Origin of the sequence: Pseudomonas sp. MWU13-2100 (assembly GCF_023242365.1) — a bacterium.
In the GTDB taxonomy this organism is placed as follows: Bacteria; Pseudomonadota; Gammaproteobacteria; order Pseudomonadales; family Pseudomonadaceae; genus Aquipseudomonas.
The window spans coordinates 1-533 of the sequence record NZ_JALLIX010000141.1 but is presented as its reverse complement, the minus strand read 5'-3'; the positions used below and the strand labels follow the sequence as shown (position 1 = coordinate 533).

The window sequence follows — 533 nt, the reverse complement described above, 5'->3', positions numbered from 1 at the left end:
AGCCAGATCGTACCGAGGTTGGCTGATCAGCAGCTCTATCTGGCGTCGGAGTCGACGTTTTACCGGGTGCTGCGTGCGGCAGGCCAACAGCAGCATCGTGGTCGTAGCCAGCGCCCCAGGCGGCACGTGGCACCGACGACGTATGCCGCCAAAGGGCCGAACCAGGTGTGGTCGTGGGACATCACCTACCTGCCGTCTCCGGTACGCGGAAAGTATTACTACCTGTACCTGATCGAGGATATTTACAGCCGCAAGGCCGTGGGCTGGGAGGTTTACGAAGAAGAAAGCGGCGAGAAGGCGGCTGCGCTCTTGCAACGTAGCGTGATCGGCGAGCAGTGTTTGCACGCGCCACTGGTGCTGCACTCGGACAATGGAGCACCGATGAAATCGCTGACGCTGTTGAGCAAAATGCATGAGCTGGGCATCACGCCGTCACGTGGCCGACCGCGAGTGAGCAATGACAACCCGTACTCGGAATCACTGTTTCGGACGTTGAAATACTGCCCGCAATGGCCGGCAGATGGCTTTGCCAG

General features: G+C 59.8%; 1 protein-coding gene. It reads left to right on the top strand.

Translation table 11 applies throughout. The annotated features are described in order from the left end of the window. Nucleotides 1–533: DDE-type integrase/transposase/recombinase (locus tag M5B99_RS29750; protein ID WP_248807474.1), on the top strand; the 533-nt coding region annotated here is incomplete at both ends.